14 protein-coding genes are annotated in these 17,277 nt (G+C 72.5%); 8 read left to right on the top strand and 6 right to left on the bottom strand.

Going from position 1 to position 17,277, the window contains the following annotated elements; translation table 11 throughout:
- The first annotated feature begins 98 nt into the window (after positions 1 to 98).
- Positions 99 to 752: an SIMPL domain-containing protein gene (locus tag H9641_RS01745; protein WP_191800431.1), complete on the top strand. Its 654-nt coding sequence runs from the start codon at positions 99 to 101 to the stop codon at positions 750 to 752.
- Between the two features lie 22 nt (positions 753 to 774).
- On the opposite strand, the gene H9641_RS01740 is transcribed toward H9641_RS01745, so the two are convergent.
- Positions 775 to 2,088: a UDP-glucose dehydrogenase family protein gene (locus tag H9641_RS01740; RefSeq protein WP_191800429.1), complete on the bottom strand. Its 1,314-nt coding sequence runs from the start codon at positions 2,086 to 2,088 to the stop codon at positions 775 to 777.
- Positions 2,089 to 2,315: 227 nt separating this feature from the next.
- Between H9641_RS01740 and H9641_RS01735 the strand changes: the two genes are divergently transcribed.
- From H9641_RS01735 to H9641_RS01710, 6 genes are all read left to right on the top strand, one after another.
- The gene (locus H9641_RS01735; protein WP_191800427.1) at positions 2,316 to 3,011 is read left to right on the top strand and encodes a GOLPH3/VPS74 family protein; all 696 of its coding nucleotides are present in this window, start codon (positions 2,316 to 2,318) and stop codon (positions 3,009 to 3,011) included.
- Between the two features lie 298 nt (positions 3,012 to 3,309).
- Positions 3,310 to 3,900 carry a 50S ribosomal protein L25/general stress protein Ctc gene (locus tag H9641_RS01730; protein ID WP_191800425.1) on the top strand — a complete coding sequence of 197 codons (591 nt, stop codon included), beginning with the start codon at positions 3,310 to 3,312 and terminating at the stop codon, positions 3,898 to 3,900.
- Between the two features lie 135 nt (positions 3,901 to 4,035).
- Positions 4,036 to 4,635, top strand: a complete 600-nt coding sequence (pth, locus tag H9641_RS01725) for an aminoacyl-tRNA hydrolase (RefSeq protein ID WP_191800423.1) — start codon at positions 4,036 to 4,038, stop codon at positions 4,633 to 4,635.
- A 154-nt stretch (positions 4,636 to 4,789) separates the two neighbouring features.
- Positions 4,790 to 6,004 carry a glycosyltransferase gene (locus tag H9641_RS01720; RefSeq protein WP_191800421.1) on the top strand — a complete coding sequence of 405 codons (1,215 nt, stop codon included), beginning with the start codon at positions 4,790 to 4,792 and terminating at the stop codon, positions 6,002 to 6,004.
- Positions 6,001 to 8,100, top strand: coding sequence for a polysaccharide biosynthesis tyrosine autokinase (locus tag H9641_RS01715; RefSeq protein WP_191800419.1), 2,100 nt, complete (start codon positions 6,001 to 6,003; stop codon positions 8,098 to 8,100). The genes H9641_RS01720 and H9641_RS01715 overlap by 4 nt, the downstream gene beginning before the upstream one ends.
- A gap of 44 nt (positions 8,101 to 8,144) precedes the next feature.
- Positions 8,145 to 9,332 carry a glycosyltransferase gene (locus H9641_RS01710; RefSeq protein ID WP_191800417.1) on the top strand — a complete coding sequence of 396 codons (1,188 nt, stop codon included), beginning with the start codon at positions 8,145 to 8,147 and terminating at the stop codon, positions 9,330 to 9,332.
- Here the strand turns inward: H9641_RS01710 and H9641_RS01705 are convergent.
- Genes H9641_RS01705 through H9641_RS01685 form a run of 5 tightly spaced genes read right to left on the bottom strand, consistent with a single transcriptional unit; the run spans position 9,292 to position 16,079 of the window.
- Positions 9,292 to 10,500, bottom strand: coding sequence for a glycosyltransferase (locus H9641_RS01705; protein WP_318244315.1), 1,209 nt, complete (start codon positions 10,498 to 10,500; stop codon positions 9,292 to 9,294). The two genes, H9641_RS01710 and H9641_RS01705, sit on opposite strands and share 41 nt — an antisense overlap.
- Entirely contained in the window at positions 10,497 to 11,525 is a 1,029-nt protein-coding gene (locus H9641_RS20550) for a glycosyltransferase family 4 protein (protein ID WP_191800415.1), read from the bottom strand. Before H9641_RS20550 ends, H9641_RS01705 begins: the two co-directional genes overlap by 4 nt.
- On the bottom strand, positions 11,522 to 12,700 hold the full coding sequence (locus tag H9641_RS01695) for a glycosyltransferase family 4 protein (protein WP_191800413.1): 1,179 nt from the start codon (positions 12,698 to 12,700) through the stop codon (positions 11,522 to 11,524). Before H9641_RS01695 ends, H9641_RS20550 begins: the two co-directional genes overlap by 4 nt.
- A complete protein-coding gene (locus H9641_RS01690; RefSeq protein ID WP_191800411.1) occupies positions 12,697 to 14,043 on the bottom strand; it encodes an O-antigen ligase family protein in 1,347 nt (448 codons plus the stop codon). The genes H9641_RS01695 and H9641_RS01690 overlap by 4 nt, the downstream gene beginning before the upstream one ends.
- The gene (locus H9641_RS01685) at positions 14,040 to 16,079 is read right to left on the bottom strand and encodes a glycosyltransferase (protein WP_191800409.1); all 2,040 of its coding nucleotides are present in this window, start codon (positions 16,077 to 16,079) and stop codon (positions 14,040 to 14,042) included. Before H9641_RS01685 ends, H9641_RS01690 begins: the two co-directional genes overlap by 4 nt.
- Before the next feature lie 158 nt (positions 16,080 to 16,237).
- On the opposite strand from H9641_RS01685, the gene H9641_RS01680 reads away from it, so the two are divergent.
- Complete coding sequence (locus tag H9641_RS01680) at positions 16,238 to 17,260, top strand: NAD-dependent epimerase/dehydratase family protein (RefSeq protein ID WP_056645653.1); 1,023 nt, start codon at positions 16,238 to 16,240, stop codon at positions 17,258 to 17,260.
- The last annotated feature ends 17 nt before the right edge of the window (positions 17,261 to 17,277 follow it).

Here is a 17,277-nt window from a genome sequence, read left to right as displayed (position 1 = left end):
GGGGGGGCGGGGCCGTCGTCGTCCTCCCGGACGAGCCGAGCGGCACGTGCGACAGGTGGGACGGGCGGCTCCGTCGTCGGGCTGGCAGGATGCCTGCTGTGACCCAGACGCAGACCCAGGACCTGTCCGCCGGCGTGACCACCACGGGACAAGGGGCCGCCACCGCGGTGCCCGACGTCGTCGTGGTCGAGCTCGGTGCCGAGGCGAGCGGCGACGACGTCCAGGTCGCGCTCGACTCCGCCAACGAGGGGGTCCGTGCCGCGCGCGAGGCGCTGCTCGCGGGCGGGGTCGCGGAGGAGGACCTGCGCACCGCGCAGACGTCCACGTGGACGCAGCAGTCACAGCAGCCCGACGGCGCCACGAGCCTGCGCGTCACGGCCCGCCTCACGCTGCGGGTCACGGTGCGCGACGTCGCGGTGTCCGGGGAGCTCGTGCGGGCCGCGCTGGGCGCCGCCGGGCCCGTCGCCCGGCTCGACTCGATGCGATTCGCCGTGAGCGCGCCCGGCCCCCTCGCCGTCGCGGCCCGCGAGGAGGCGTTCGCCGACGCGCGGACCAGGGCCGAGCAGTACGCGGCCCTCGCGGGCCGCAGGCTCGGCGCGGTCGTCGAGGTCAGCGAGCAGGGCGGCGGGTTCGTGCCGGTGCCCCGCATGATGTCCGCCAAGGCCGCGGGCGCTCACGACGCGCTGGCCGTGGACCCCGGGCACGAGCAGGTCGACGCGAGCGTGACCGTGCGCTGGGCGTGGGCGGACTGAGCACGTTTCTTCTGGGGCGGGCTCAGGGCCGTCCGAGGGCGCGGTACGTCCAGCCGGCGGCCCGCCATGCCGCAGGGTCCAGGGCATTGCGCCCGTCGAGGATGCGTCGGTGCGCGACGAGCTCGCCGAACGCCGCGGGATCGAGCGTCCGGTACTCCTCCCACTCGGTGAGCAGCACCACGACGTCGGCGTCCGCGGCGGCCTCCTCGGCCGTGTCCGCGAACTTGAGGTCGGGCACCATCCGGCGGGCGTTCTCGATGGCCTGCGGATCGGTCAGGACGACGCGAGCGCCCTGGAGGTGCATCTGGGTCGCGACGTTGAGCGCCGGGGAGTCGCGCGTGTCGTCGCTGTCGGGCTTGAACGCCGCGCCGAGCACCGCGATGTTGCGTCCGACGATGGAACCTCCGCAGACCTCGCGGGCCAGGTCGACCATCCGTACCCGTCGGCGCATGTTGATCGAGTCGACCTCCCGGAGGAACGACAGCGCCTGGTCCACCCCGAGCTCGCCTGCACGTGCCATGAAGGCGCGGATGTCCTTGGGGAGGCAGCCTCCACCGAAGCCGAGCCCCGCATTGAGGAACCGGCGCCCGATCCGCGCGTCGTGACCGATCGCGTCCGCGAGCACGGTCACGTCACCGCCCGTGGCCTCGCACATCTCCGCCATGGCGTTGATGAACGAGATCTTGGTCGCGAGGAACGAGTTCGCGGCGACCTTCACCAGCTCGGCCGTCGCGTAGTCGGTGGCGACCTTGGGGACGCCTTCGGCCAGGAGCGAGGCGTAGACCTCGTCGAGCACGGCCTCGCTGTGGCGGTCGACGTCCTCGGGTGGCAGACCGTAGACCAGGCGGTCTGGATGCAGCGTGTCGTCGACCGCGTGGCCCTCGCGGAGGAACTCCGGGTTCCAGACGAGGTGAGCGCCCGGGCTCACCTCGCGGACGCGCTCGGCGAGCCGTCCCGCGGTGCCGACCGGGACCGTGGACTTGCCGACGACCAGGTCGCCCGGCTCGAGCGAGGGGAGCAGCGCCTCGACTGCGGCGTTCACGTAGGCCAGGTCGGCGGCGTTCTCCCCGCGCTTCTGAGGGGTCCCGACGCACAGGAAGTGCACGCGGGAGCCGTGGGCGAGCGTCACGTCGGTCGTGAAGGTCAGTCTGCCCGAGGCGATGCCCTGGGCGAGGACGTCCGAGAGACCGGGCTCGAAGAACGGCGCCTGGGCACGGTTGAGGGCGTCGACCTTGTCCGCGTCGAGGTCGACACCCACCACCTCGTGGCCGAGCACGGCCATGCTCGCAGCGTGCACCGCGCCCAGGTATCCGCAGCCGATGACCGACAGTCTCACGGTGAACTCCTCGGAGGCTCTTGACGGTGGGCGACCCGAAGGAAGCAGAGATCGCTCACGCTACTACCGGGACCGAACACATCGACCGTGCGGTGTGGATGAAGGTTCTGCCGGGGGCGGGTGAACTTGTCGTCGAGCGCGGTGAGGTCGGGCCGCTGGCCGGTTCCGCCGAGGAGCGTGACAAATCTCAGGGGAGCGGCGCTCCGGGGCGCGCTACGTTTGTCGGCATGCTGATCATCGAGGACTACCTCCTGCTCGTGCTGGACGACGTCACGGGCAAGCCCGTCGGTGACAGCTCGTACCTCCAGCAGATCGCCGGTGGTGCGCTCCTCGTCGAGCTCGCCCTGCTGGGGCGGGTCGATCTCGCGGGCGACGGCTCGGGTTGGCGCTCGGGACGCGTCGTGGTCCGCGACCAGTCGCCGACCGGGCGGTCGCTGCTCGACGACGCGCTCATCGTGGTGAAGTCGAGGGAGGGCTCCAAGCCCAAGAACCTGGTCGACACCCTCGCGCGGACCAAGCCGGCCGACGCCGCGCTCGACGACCTCGTCGCGCGTGGCCTGCTGCGCCGCGAGGACGGTCGGATCCTCGGCATCTTCCCCACGACGCGCTGGCCCGCGGCGGACTCGCGTCACGAGGGCGAGCTGCGGGGCACGCTCGCACGCGTCCTGCTCGACGGCGGAGCCCCCGACGAGAGGACCGGTGCGCTCGTCGCGATCCTCGCCGCCACGCGGCAGGCGGGTCGCGTCATGGCGGCCGGTGCCCCGCTCACGGCGTCCGAGCGGCGGGCGGTCGACCACCGGGCCAAGGGGCTCGCGGAGGGGAGCTGGGCCGCGGGCGCGACCCGCGCGTACGTCGAGGAGATCACCGCGGCCACGACCGCGGCGATCACCACGACCGCGGTCATCGCGGGGGCCACGGCCTGACCCGCACGCCCTGCCCACGTCCCGCCCGTGTCGCGACACGAGCGGGTTTCCCTTGACGTCGTGCGCCCAGGTACAGTAGTTCGGTTGCCTCGGCGAGGGACGTCTGACGGCCGGTGAGTCACCGGAAGGTCAGCAGGATCCTGAAGGGTCCCCGTAATCGACTGGGCGGTCGTCCTCGTGCGCCCGTCATGTGTCCCGCGCCGACGCAGCCGCCCGTCCTCCGGTGACCAACCAGCCGGCCGGACAGCCGACTGCTTCCCACTGGTGGTCGGCCCGCAAACGTTCTTCAGGAGCTCACGTGTCCGATATCAAGCTTGTCGCAGAGGCCCGCACCGAGTTCGGCAAGGGTGCCGCCCGCCGTACCCGCCGCAACAACCAGATCCCCGCCGTCCTGTACGGGCACGGCACGGACCCGGTCCACGTCGCGCTCCCCGCGCACCAGACCACGCTCGCCCTCAAGCACTCGAACGCGCTCTTCACGATCGCGCTCGACGGCACCGAGGTCCTGGCCCTGGCCAAGGACGTCCAGCGCGACCCGGTCAAGGACGTCGTCGAGCACATCGACCTCCTCATCGTGAAGAAGGGCGAGAAGGTCGACGTCGACGTTCCCGTCCACGTCATCGGTGAGGCCGCCCCCGGCACCATCCACATCGTCGAGCAGCTCACGCTCTCGATCCAGGCGCTGGCGACCAACCTGCCCGAGGTCATCTCGGTCGACATCACCGGCCTCACCGCCGGCACGGTCGTCTTCGCGGGCGACATCGCACTGCCCGAGGGCAGCGTCCTCGTGACCGAGCCGACCGCCGACGTCGTGCTCATCACCGAGCCGCGCGTCGAGGCCACGGCCGCCGAGGTCGCCGCCGAGGCAGAGGCCGCTCCGCTCGTCTGATCGAGCTGACGGTCCGATCCACCGCTCCAGGACCAGGTCCAGGAGCGGCAGGACCTTGACGACCCGAGGCGTCCGGTGCAGCTCTGCACCGGACGCCTCGGACGTTCCCCGACCCCGACCAAGGACACAGGTGACATGACCGACCAGCCGTGGCTCGTCGTCGGGCTCGGGAACCCCGGCCCGACCTACGCGGGCAACCGCCACAACATCGGGCACATGGTGCTCGACGTCCTGGCCGGCCGCTCGGGCTCGACGTTCAGCGCGCACAAGGCCCGCGCGGCCGTCGCCGAGGCGCGCCTCGGCGTGCTGCCCGGCGGTGCGCCGGGACCGCGTGTCATCCTGGCCAAGCCCTCGACGTACATGAACACCTCGGGCGGCCCCGTCGCGGGCCTCGCCCAGTACTTCGGGATCGACCCGGACCACGTCGTCGTCGTGCACGACGAGGTCGACATCCCGTTCGGCGACGTCAAGCTCAAGTCGGGCGGTGGCGAGGGCGGCCACAACGGGCTGCGCGACATCACCAAGGCGCTCGGGACCCGCGACTACCTGCGCGTGCGCGCGGGCGTCGGACGCCCCCCGGGGCGCATGGACACGGCCGACTTCGTCCTCAAGAACTTCTCGGGCGCCGAGGCCAAGGAGCTGCCCTTCCTGCTCGACGACGCCGCCGACGCGGTCGAGATGGTCCTCACCGAGGGGCTGCTCGCGGCCCAGGGGAAGTTCCACACCAAGGCGTGAGGCCGTCGCTCCGCGCCCCGAGGGCGCGGACGGATGGCGTTTCACCCGGGTGAGGTGTCCTTGTCGCCCCGTTTCGCCCCGACCCCGCACCTAGGCTGGATCGATATCCATTCCTGGGCGGGTCTCCGACGTCCTGCCCCACGACGGAGGCACGATGACCGACGGTGTGGCACTGGCGCACGACTACGCGACGCAGCGCGGCGGCGCCGAACGGGTGGCGCTCTGGCTCGCCGAGGCGTTCCCGGGCGCGCCGATGTACACCACCTTGTACGACGCCGACGGGACGTTCCCGGAGTTCGCGGATCTCGACCTGCGCACCTCGGCCCTCGACCGTGTCGGCCCCCTGCGCCGTCACCACCGGCTTGCGCTGCCGTTCCTCGCCCCTGCCGTCTCGGCGCAGCGGGTCGAGGCCGACGTCCTGCTCGCGAGCTCGACGGGCTGGGCCCACGGCTACCGGGGGGCCGGGCGCACCGTCGTCTACTGCCACGCCCCGGCCCGGTGGCTCTACCAGCGTGACCGCTACCTGGGCGGCCGGGACGGCGCGAGCGCGCTCGACCGCCTGCGCGGCGGGGTCGCCTCGACCGCGCTGTCCGCGCTCACCCCTGCCCTGCGGGGCTGGGACCGGCGAGCCGCCGAGCGCGCCGACGTCTACCTCGCCAACTCGACCGTCACGCAGCGGGCGATCCGCGACGCCTACGGCATCGAGGCGGAGATCCTGCCGCCGCCACCCGCGATGATGCCCGCGGGGGCCGAGCGCGAGGTGCCGGGGCTCGAACCGGGCTTCCTGCTGTGCGTTGCCCGGCTGCTCCCGTACAAGAACGTCGACGTCCTGATCGAGGCTGCCCGCCTGGCCGGCAGACAGCTCGTGATCGTCGGCGACGGTCCCGACCGTGCACGCCTCGAGGGGCTCGCCGCGCGCGGGCGAGCGACCACCGGATGCTGGGGCACGCCGTCGGGCACGGGGCGCACGGGCGGCCGGACGACGCTCCTGGGTCGCGTCGACGATCCCGAGCTGCGGTGGCTCTACCGCCACTGCTCGATGCTCGTCGCGGCCTCGTACGAGGACTACGGTCTCTCGCCGCTCGAGGCGGGGGCGTTCGGACGCCCGTCGGTCGTCCTGCGCGACGGCGGCTACCTCGACACCGTGGTCGACGGGGTGACGGGGACGTTCTTCGACGCCCCCGAGCCCGGACTCGTCGCGCAGGCCGTCCAGGAAGCCCTGGGCGTCTCGTGGGATGATGGCGCTCTGACGTCGCACGTCGAGACCTTCGCGCTCCCGCGCTTCGTCGCTCGGCTCCGCGAGGTGGTAGACGCGCAACGAGGGCTCGTGCACACGGAGCTCAGCACGCCAGGGGAGAGGAACCCATGACCGTCCGGGAGTTCATCCGTACCGTGTGGGCCGGCAAGTGGTACGTGCTGGCGGCCGTGCTCGTGGTCGTCGCCGGCGCGACGTTCTACGTGCAGAACCAGGAGACCGTCTACCGGGCGACGGCGACGGTCCAGATCACGTCCGTGCAGTCCTCGCAGGGCGGGGACACCCCGGTCCAGGTCACGGTCACGACCGGGCTCGACGACGTCACCTCCGAGCCGGTCGTGACGCAGGCAGCGGACGAGCTCGGGTCCCCCGCCACGCCGGAGAGCGTCGCGAGCTCCGTGACGGCAGAGGTGGCATCCGAGGACGGGGCACTCATCGCGGTCAACGCCGAGAGCCTGGACCCCGACGAGTCGGTCGACACGGCCAACGCCGTGGCCACCGCCTACGTGGCCCAGCTGTCGGTCCTCCGGGACGCGCAGAGCGCTGACATCACGGCCCGCATGCAGGCCCTCAGCGAGAAGCTCGCGAGCGTCACCGCTCGGCTGGGGCCGGACCCGACCAACCCGCTCGTCCTCGCCGAGCAGGACGCGATCGTCACCGAGTACAAGAGCCTCATCACCCAGAACAACACCCTGAGCTCGATCACGACGCCAGGGGTCGTGGCGACCCCCGCGACCTCGGCCGAACCGCTCGGGCTCGGGACCCCGCTCGTGCTGGCGATCGCCCTGCTGGCCGGTCTCGTGGCCGGGATCGGCATCGCGTTCGCCCGTCGCGGCCTCGACCTCCATGTCCGGACGGCGGCCGAGGCCTCGCGCCTCGCCGACGCCCCCGTCCTCGCCGAGCTGTACGAGGTGCGCGCCGCGGACAAGGAGTTCCACCGCTCGCGCACCCTGCCCATCTCCAGCCGGGTCGCGACGCCGTTCACCGAGTCCATCAGAGAGCTCCGCACGGCGGTCCAGGTCTCGCTCGGCGACACGGAGCGGATCGTCGTGGTCGTCACGGCCGTGGACCCTCATGCGCCGCGCTCGTTCATCGCGGCCAACCTGGCTGCGTCGTTCGCGCTCAGCGGTCGTCGGACCATCGCGGTCTCGGGTGACCTGCGCCGGCCGCAGCTCGACCGGATCCTCCCGCCACCGGAGGGCTGGAGCGGTGGCGACAACGAGCTGCGCCCCACGGCGGTCCACAACCTGAGCGTCTTCCCGGTGCCGGTCGAGGAGCTCGACCCGGCCGACTACCTGGCCACGGCCGAGGCGCGGCGGCTCGTCGACGACCTCCGTGGTCAGGCCGACGTGGTCGTCATCGACGCGCCGCCCGTGCTCGCCGCGGCCGACGCGACGATCCTGGGAGGGTACGCGCACGGTGTCGTCCTGCTGGCGGCCGCGGGCCAGACCGACCGCGCGGTGCTCACCGAGGCCGCGGAGAGGCTCCGGATCAACAACGTTCCCCTTGCAGGCCTCGCCCTGGCAGGCGTCAAGGGCGATCGCCGGATGCTGTACGCGTCGACCTACGGTGCCGATGCGTCTGCGGCGGCAGCACGGGGACCCGAGGCGTCCCCCGGCGGGCACAAGGCGGCCGCTCCTCAGGAGCCGGCGAGCCCTCCCGTGACCGGGGCGGCACCCGCGACCTCCGACCCGACCGCCGAGGGGACGACCGCCCTTCCGGAGGCGTCCCCGGAGGTCCCGGAGCGAGCCCCTGGATCGATCGAGGACCCGGTCCCCGCGGAACCGACCTCGACCGGGGCGACGGACGACGGTCACCCCGTCGCCACCTCGACGCAGGACGACGCGGCACGCACCGGGCTGCGAGGTCCGGCAGAGCGCGCCGCTGCGATCGACGTCGCGCGCACCTCGACCGGCCCGGACACGACCGAGCCGGTCCCCCCGACGATCGGTAGCCACGCCCAGGCCACGGCGCCGGGCACCGACGACCGACGTGCACGGCGAGCCGCTCCCACGGTCGACGCCGGGGCTCCGGCGAGCCCCCCGACGAGTCACTCGGGCGGGCAAGGACAGGCACAGGGGCAGGGCCGTCCGCTCCTCTCGCCCGAGTGGAGCAAGGTGCCGACCGTCGTCGCCGACCAGACCGAGCACCGCCCGGCGACCGACGAGGAGCAGCAGAGCGGTACCCGCCGGCTGCCTTTCCGCTGGTGACGAGGGGCCGTCGCTCCGACGTTCCCGGGACCCCGGCCAGGCCGTTGAGAGTCCTCGTCCTCGACCACACCGGGGCACTGGGGGGAGCCGAGCTCGCTCTCGTCCGGACGTGCGAGGCGCTCGGGCCCGACGTCGACGTCCGCGTCCTCCTCTTCGCCGACGGTCCGCTGCGGGACAGGCTCGAGAGCCTCGGGGTACGTGTCGAGGTCCTGCCGCTCGACCCGGACCTCAACGAGCTCGACCGGGCCACGGTGGCGAGGGCCGCACCGGCCCACGCGAGGAGCGTCGCGCGGCTCCTAGCCTTCGAGGTGCGGCTGGCGCGCAGGGTGCGGGAGCTGCGGCCCGACGTCGTGCACACCACGTCGCTCAAGGCGGACCTGCTCGGGATCGTGCCTGCCCGCGTGGCCCGACGCCCCCTCGTCTGGCACGTGCACGACCGCATCAGCGACGACTACCTCGCCCGGCACCTCGTGACAGCGGTCCGGGCGCTCTCACGCCTCGCGGACGCCGTCGTGGTGAACTCGCACGCCACCGCGGCGACGCTGCCGGGTCCGGTGACGATCGCGTACCCGGGGTTCACGCCCGACCAGGCGACCGGCGAGGCGGTGCACCGCGCCCCGCGCCCCCCGGTGGTCGGCCTGGTCGGCCGGTACGCGCCGACCAAGGGGCAGCTCGAGCTCGTCCGCGCCGCAGCGACCGTCCTCGAGCGGCACCCCGAGGCGCGGTTCAGGTTCGTCGGAGCACCGTTCTTCGGGGCCGAGGGCTATGTGGAGAGCGTGCGTGCCGAGGCACGACGTCTCGGGGTCGACGAGGCAGTGACCTGGACGGGCTTCGCGGAGGATCCTCGCGCCGAGATCGACGGGCTGACCGTCCTTGTGCACGCGTCTCCTGTCCCCGAGCCCTTCGGACAGGTCGTCGTCGAGGCGATGGTCAGGGGTGTGCCGGTGGTGGCCACCGCTGCGGGCGGCGTCCCTGAGATCCTCGACCCGGACGGCGCGGTGACGGACGTACCGGCACCCGGGACGGTCCACGAGTCCGATCTGGGCCTCCTCGTGGCCCCGGGCGACGTCGCAGGACTCGCGGCAGCCGTCGTCGCGGTCCTCGGCGACCCGGTCGCTGCGGGACGTCGGGCTGACCGAGCCCACCTGTCCGCGACCACCAGGTTCTCCGTGGCATCGACGGCCGGCACGCTCAGCGACGTGTGGGAACGGGTGACCGCAGGCGGTCGATGACCTCCGCCATGCGGCGGGTCTGTCCCTCCCACGTCGGGACGTCCTCGGCGACGTCCGCAAGCCGGTCCTCGGCCCCGGTCCCCGGGGCCGAGAGGATCTCTCGCACGGCGGAGGCGAAGTCGGCGGCAGCCGCGACCGTCACCTGCGGATCTGTCGTGTCCCGGAAACCTGCGACCGGCGTCGCGACGACGGGTCGCCCGACGGCACGGTACTCGTAGAGCTTGATCGGGTCCAGGCTGTCGGTGAAGTCGTTGACGAGGTGCGGGACCAGGAGCACCGTCGCGTGCTGCAGGTAACCGGGAACGGCAGACCAGGGCCGTGAACCGAGCAGCCGGACCCCGGCAGCCCGCAGGGCACGGACCTCCTCCGTGCTGAGGTCGACGAGCGGGCCGACCAGGACGACCGTCCCCGTGCCGTCGAGCTCTCGTGCGGTCCTCAGCAGCGTCGGGACGTCGAACCTGTCGTGGTGGACCGTGCCGAGGTAGAGGGCCACGGGGCCGGCAGGCAGGTCGGGCGGTCGAGGGACCGGGCGACGGTAGCGGTCGAGGTCCACCGCGTTGGTGATGAGCGTGACCGCGCGATCTGCTCCCTTGGACCGTGCGAGGTGCTCGGAGCACACGACGACCTCACCGCAGCCGACGAGCAGCGTCCGCTCGTCGGCTGCGAGCCGCCGAAGTTCCTCGGACGTCCGGTTCGCCGCCAACCAGTCGTCCGTCACGTCGTAGAGCGCGGGCCAGGAGGTCAGGTCGAGCAGGTTCGCCGCCGCCGGGTCGTTGATCCACAGCACAGGGTGCGTGAGGCCGGCGCGACGTGCGGCACGACGCGTGAGCGCCGCGAGCCTGCCGTCGACCACCGGGTCGATCCTGCGAGGCAGGATCTTGGTCGGCTGATAGAGCCACAGGCGGTCGGGGTCCACGCCCTCGAGATCCGTGGCCCGGCGCAGGCCCTTGCCCGGGCGAGGGAGGAACCCCCGTCGGAGCTCGTGCAGGGGGTCCGTGGCCGGCTCGACGAAGAGCACCCGGAGCGTGGGGTCCGCGCGGAGCAGACCGGCGACGAGGTACTGGTTGCGCCGCCAGTGGTCGTCCCACGCCTCGAGCGAGACCACCACGATCTCGTTGCCGTCCGGGTCACGTGGTCGGTGCGGCCGGAGGGACAGGTACCGACTCACAGGACGCTCCGATAGACAGCAGCGGTCGCCGAGGCTTGTGCCTCGACGGTGAAACGGGTGCGCTGGGCGGATCGGGCGGCGCTCGCGTAGGCCTCGCGACGGCTCGGGTCCCGCGCGAGCGACCGCAGCCGTGTCCCCGCGGACTCCACGTCCCCGGGCGGGAAGAGCGCGAGCGGGTCGAGACCCTCGAGGGTCTCGAGGTGGCCACCGGCCGCAGAGGCCACGACGGGGAGCCCGTAGGACATCGCCTCCAGGACGCTCAGCCCGAGGCCTTCCACGTCGCAGGGAGCGAGCAGGATCGAGGCCGTCCTGAGAAGCGGCTCGGTGTCGCGCTGATGGCCGAGGAACGTGACAGCCGTCGCGATCCCCAGTTGGCCCGCCAGGACCTCGAGCTCCCCACGCTCCGAGCCGTCGCCCGCGATCTCGAGGGACCAGCCGTGCGCAGCGAGCCCCGAGGCGGCGAACGCGTGCATTCCTGCACCGGTCCGCTTCTCGGGTTCGAGCCGTTGGAGCATCACGATCGTGCGGCGCCGGTCGGACACGCTCAGCCCCGCGGGCTGGTCGAGGACTCCGGGGTGGACGACGACGCTCGGGCCGTCGACCGACTCCGCGACGTAGCGGCTGATGGCGATCTGCACGTCGACCCGGTGCCGTCCGACTGCGGCCACGAGAGCAGAGCCGGGACCGCTGCCGCGCGGGCCGGCGAAGTGACGTGTCGTGACGACGGGGGGCAGCCTCCGGCCGGATGCCCCTGCGAGGGTCGTGCCGACCTCGGCCGCGGTCATGTGGGTGTGGACCACGTCGGCGTTGCGGGACGAGGAACGGATCGCCCGGGCCACGTCCATCGTTCGCGCGGCCGCGGCCCTGCGGACCCCGGTGTTCGCCAGCGCGGAGGCCATGGCATCCTGTCTGCCTCCGACGACGAGCACCGTGTCGCCCCTCCGAGCCTGCTCGGCGGCGAGGCGGGCCACGTGCCTCTCGACCCCGGCGAACCCGTCGGACCGGATGGCGTGGACGATCCTCACGCGGTCTCTCCCTTCGTGCGCAGCGGCGCGGGGTTGATGCTCGTGGTCGGCCCCGTCGAGCCTGGGTGGTGGAGGGACTCGAACAGACGGAGGTACGACTGCGACACCTCGTGCCAGGAGTGCTCCTCGGCCACGGCTCGCGCCGCGGTGGCGAGCGCGCTGCGGTCCAGGCCGGCGAGGTCACGGACCGCTCGTGCGAGTGCTCCGGGGTCGGCCGACGTCATGTAGCCGTCGATGCCGTCGTGCAGGACCTCGGGCACGCAGCCGACGGGCGTCGCGACGACCGGTACCCCGCACGCGAGCGCCTCGAGGACCACGAGCCCGTAGGACTCGTACGCGCTCGGGAACGTGAAGACGTCGCTCGCGTGAAAGGCCTCACGAGGGTCGGGGACCTGTCCGAGAAGGATGACGCGGTCGGACAGGCCCAGGCGGTCGGCGGCACGACCGGCGTCCTGCACCATGTCCGGTGTCCCCCCGACGACGATCAGGCGAAAACGGGCCGGCAGCAGGGCTAGGGCGTGCATCACCGCCGGGAGTCCCTTGCGCTCGAACTCGTGCCCGACGAAGAGCAGGGCGACGTCGTCGTCGGTCAGACCCAGGCGACGACGTGCTGCGGTGCGCTCCGACGTCGTGGGCGGCCGGTACCGCCCGACGTCGACCCCGTTGCCGATCGTGACGGTCCGTGGTCGCAGCCGCGGGTAGGTGGCCCGGAGCGCCGAGTCCTCCTCGTCGACGAGGTTGACCACGGCCTGGTGGATCGCCGACCGGTACCGCAAGGTGTCACGTGCCGCGACGAAGAGGTGCATGGGGTTGCGGAGCATGCGGAGCCCGTAGCTGCCTCGTGAGCGCATCGCGGCCTGCAGGATGCCGTGGTTGACGTAGACGTCGCCTGCCAGGACGTCGTTGTGGCAGAGCGCGACGACGTCGGGGTGCCGCCGCAGCTCCCTGCGTGCGAGGAGGCTGCCCACCGTCGAGAACCAGACGACCCGTGCCATGAGTGCGAGCTTCCCGCGCATGCCAGGACCGGGCTCGGGGAGCCACGAGCCCCGGGCGTCGTCCATGGTGAACCGTCCCACCTGGTGCCCGGCCGCGCACCACTCCTGCTCCAGGTGGTGAGCAACGGCCCCGACGCCGGTGCCCGGCCCGATCACCGGGGCGATCTGCAGGATCCTCACACGCTTCTCATCTCTTCGACCGACCGCAGGTGGTCGGGGTTGGGGAGGACGTCCCCGGTGAGGTCTCGCGCCTCCTGCTGTCTTCGGGCGTAGGCCTCCGCGCCGACGCACAGGCCGACGATCATGAAAGGGACCGAGACCACCACGGAGGACCAGAAGAGGTCGAACTGGCCCTGGATGAAACGCATGAGAAGGATGGAGAAGGCCAACGTGCCGAAGCGGGGGTTCATCCGCCACAGGACGACGAAGGCCCCGAAGAACAGCACCAGGAAGCCGATGAGCCCCACGACGCCCGCCGAGGAGAGCACCTCGAGCTCGGCGTTCGGCGGCTGGAAGAAGTACTCGGTCCGTCCGGCCGTCCACCACCGCAGGCCCACGCCGAAGGCCTCGTTCTGGTGCCACACCTCGAGCGCCTGCTGGTACCAGGCGAGCCTCTGGTAGGCGGAGTTGAACTGGTTGTTCTCGGAGAGCTGCTCGCGCACCACGAGCACGACGAAGTAGATCGCCGGGATCACGGCGAGCAGGATCAGCTTGGACCGCTTGCGGTCCGGGTCGGCGCGCAGGGTCACGAGGATGAGCCCGATGGCGAGCCCGACCAGGGCCTGGCGCGCCTGGGAAGCGAGGACCGCGAGGCTGCACAGCCAGAACGATGCGAGCGCGAACCAACGGGGCCAGCCCACCCACCACGGCCGGGCGTACGCGACGAGGGCGGCGAACGCGAGCACGCACCCGATGAAGTTCTTGTGCATCCCGAAGGGCCACTCGAGATAGACGGCTCCCGTGTTGCCCGCGGCGAGCTGCTGCAGCGCGGTGACGCACGTGAGGACGGCGATCCCCAGGCACGGGACGAGGAACAGCGTCAGGCCGACACGGGCCCTGCCGGCGCGTCCGACGGCCCAGCCGACCACGAGGGCGCCGCCCACGGAGAGCCACGCGTGGAACCACTCCACGGTGTTGGCGACGTAGGGGTTCGCGATGACCGTGAAGAGGGTCGCGACCTGGTAGAGCGCCGACAGCCAGAGCAACGAACGCATGGGGCCGGAGAACGGGCGCGGGGCGAAGAACAGGGCGAACCAGAAGGCGCCGAAGAGGGCGAAGTCACTGAGCGACAGGTCGACCCCACCGCCACCGACCCGCTGGACGACCACCAGCGCGGGCATCGCGAGGATGGGGACGGCCACGGGCTCGTACACCGTGAGCCCGATCGCGAGCAGGACCACGGCCGCGCCGAGCGCGACCGGACCGGTGGCCGGGACCAGGACGCCGACGAGGGCCAGCACCGCGACGAGCGCCACCCCTCCGACGAGGACCGCCGACCCGTGCCGGAGCTGCCGGAGCCTCATCGTGCACCCACCGGGAGCGCCGCCTCGGAGCGCACCGGACCGCGTGCGTAGAGGCCGACCCGCCGACGCGCGGCGTGCTGTGCGGGGCCACGGAGGGCGACGGCTCGCGCGGCCGACCCGAGCAGCGCCGCGACCCGGGCCGTCTGCCAGCCGAGTACCCCGAAGTGCTTGCGCAGGTAGCGTTCCTGGGACGCGTGGAAGTGGGTCTCGCGTCGGGCCGGGTCGCTGCTCGTCGCGCCTCCCAGGTGCAGTGCGCGAGCTTCAGGGACGAGGACGTGGCGCCAGCCGGCGAGCGTGGCCCGGTACGCCCAGTCCGTCTCCTCGGCGTACAGGAAGAACCGCTCGTCGAAGCCACCCACCTCTGCGAGCGCCTGTGCACGGAGCAGGAGCACGGACCCGATCACGAACGAACGGTCGGGGGGAGTCGACCGCAGCCTCCCGAGGCCGGCTGCCTCGACCCAGGTGGCGAGCGGCGAGGGGTAGGGCCACGTGACACGAGCAGCGGTCCCCTCCCCGTCGACCTGTCGTGGTCCGGCGCTCGCGGCCCGCGGGTCGCCGTGCAGGCCGAGCTGGAGCGCGACGACGTCCTCGGGCGTGACCACGGCGTCAGGGTTCAGGAGCAGCACGTCGGACCCGGGAGTCCGCCGGTGAGCGAGTGCGTGGTTGACTCCCGCTGCGAAGCCGCCGTTGCGTCCCGGGTCGAGGTAGGTCGCCCCCGCGAGTGCCGCGACCTCGCGGATCTCCGGCATCGAGGAGTTGTCGACGACGGTCAGCTCGAACTTTCCGGCGAGCGGTGCCAGGGCGTCGGCCAGCAGCTCGGGGGAGCCGTAGGCCACGACCACGACCTCAGGTGCGGTGAGGTCGCCTGCTGGTCGAGCCGGTGTCGCGCCGGGCTGCGCGGCCTCGGCCAGGACGTCGGTGTACATCCGGTGGTAGCGGTGGGCGACCTCTGCCCAGCTGCAGGTCGCGGCCCGCTCGAGCCCCTCGCGCCGGAGCGTCGCGGCGAGGTCCGGGTCGGTCCCCACGCGGAGCAGGGCTCGCCGCAGGGCGTCGGGGTCTCCCGGGGGGACGAGCAGCCCCGCGCCGCCGACGACGTCCGGCAGCGCGCCGGAGTCGCTCGCCACGACCGGGGTGCCGCACGCCATCGCCTCGACGGCCACGCGACCGAACTGCTCGATCCACCCCGGCGTGTTGCGCGAGGGCACCGCGAGCACGTCGAGCCCGCGGTAGAAGTCGGGCAGCGCGGCGTCGTCGAGCGGCCCGAGGAACGTGACCCGGTCGCCCAGCGGGCCGGCCGTCGCACGGAGCGCGTCGGCGTCGGGTCCCGCTCCGGCGACGCGCAGCGCCAGGCGGTCGTCGCCGGCGACGGCGCGCAGGAGGACGTCGACGCCCTTGTGCGAGGCGAGCCGCCCGGCATATCCGACCACGACACGGCCCGACGACGGAGCGCGCGTCCCGTGGTCGGCATGCCCGGGTGCGTGCTCGTCCGCCGGCCCGGGCGAGAAGTGCTCGACGTCGACGCCGAGAGGGATCACCTCGACAGCTCCCCGTATGCCCTTGGCACGGGCCACGCGTCCTGCTTCCTCGTTGCACACCGAGATCGCGGAGGCCCCGCGCAGGGCGCGAGCCTCGAGCCACCGGAAAGGCCAGGGGTAGCGCTTGGTGATGTTCTGCGCCGAGTACAGGACGTAGGGCGCCGGCGGAGTTCCGGTCATCCGCCGCAGCGCGCGAAGGAGGAGCACCTCGGCCGTGGCGAGCGCGAAGGGTTCCTCATGGACGTCGACGACGTCCCAGGTCTCGCCGAGCGCGTGCCACAGCGGCAGCGGGTCGTAGAGGAAGAGCGCCGGGTGGCTGCCGATCGTGCGCACGCCCAGGACCTTCTCGCCGGGACGGCGCACCAGATCGACCGCCGTGCCGCCCTCGTCCCAGGTCCGGGCGCTCAGGAGGCGGACGTCGACCCCGCGGGCCCGCAGGCCACGCTCCCGCCCGCGCCAGGCGTCGACGACGGCGCTGTGGGAGACACGGAGGACCTTCATGCGTGCGATTCTCCCGCACGGTCTGCCGGTTGATGCACCGATCGCCGGAAGATCACCCGGGGCGGATTCCACCCGCTCCTGCAGTGCTGAGGCGTCGGGGGAGCGAGTATCTTCGACAGCGAACCTACCCACCCTGCCCCTGGCTGAGAAGGACCATCATGCGCGTACTGGTTGACGGAGACCGTGGATACATCGGAGCGGTCCTCGTCCCGTTCCTCCAGGAGGCGGGGCACGAGGTCGTCGGCCTCGATGCCGGGTGGTACGACGGGTGCGACTTCGGCCCCCAGCCCGGTGGCTACGAGCAACGCACCGGTGACATCCGCGACGTGGTCCCGGCCGATCTCGAGGGCTTCGACGCGGTGGTCCACCTCGCGGCGATCTCCAACGACCCGATCGGTCACCTCAACCCCGGGGCGACGTACTCCGTCAACGCCGAGGGCGCGGTGCACATGGCGCGCGCGGCCAAGGCCGCGGGTGTCGAGCGGTTCCTCTTCTCGTCGTCGTGCTCCCTCTACGGGGCAGGAGGCGATGCCCCCGTCGCCGAGGACGGCGACTTCAACCCGGTCACCCCTTACGGTGAGAGCAAGGTCATGGCGGAGCAGGGGATCTCCCCGCTCGCGGACGCCTCGTTCTCCCCTAGCTACCTGCGCAACGCGACGGCCTACGGCTCGTCGCCGCGCCTGCGGGCCGACATCGTGGTGAACAACCTCACCGGGACGGCGTTCACCCAGGGCCAGGTCCGGCTCCAGTCCGACGGGTCGCCGTGGCGTCCGCTCGTGCACGTCGAGGACATCTCGCGAGCCTTCCTCGCGGTGCTCGAGGCGCCGCGCGAGGCCGTCCACGACCAGGCGTTCAACGTCGGGCGCGACGAGGACGTCGTCCAGATCCGCACCATCGCCGAGCAGGTCAGCGAGATCACCGGGGCGCCGGTGTCCTTCGCAGCCGGGGCCGGTCCGGATGCCCGCAACTATCAGGTCGACTTCACGAAGATCCGCTCCGTGCTGCCCGCCTTCGCCCCGCAGTGGACGGTGCCCGACGGCATCCGGGAGATCTGGCGCGACGCCGGCGAGCGCGGGCTGACGACCGACGACTTCGAGGGACCGCGTTTCGTCCGCTTGCGCAAGATCCAGGAGCTCGCATCCGCGGGACGCCTCGACCTCGCGACCCTGCGCACCCCCTGACATCCCGAACACGACGA

The organism is Oerskovia merdavium (assembly GCF_014836755.1).
GTDB classification, from domain to species: Bacteria; Actinomycetota; Actinomycetes; order Actinomycetales; family Cellulomonadaceae; genus Oerskovia; species Oerskovia merdavium.
This window is presented reverse-complemented; position numbering and strand designations above follow the sequence as displayed.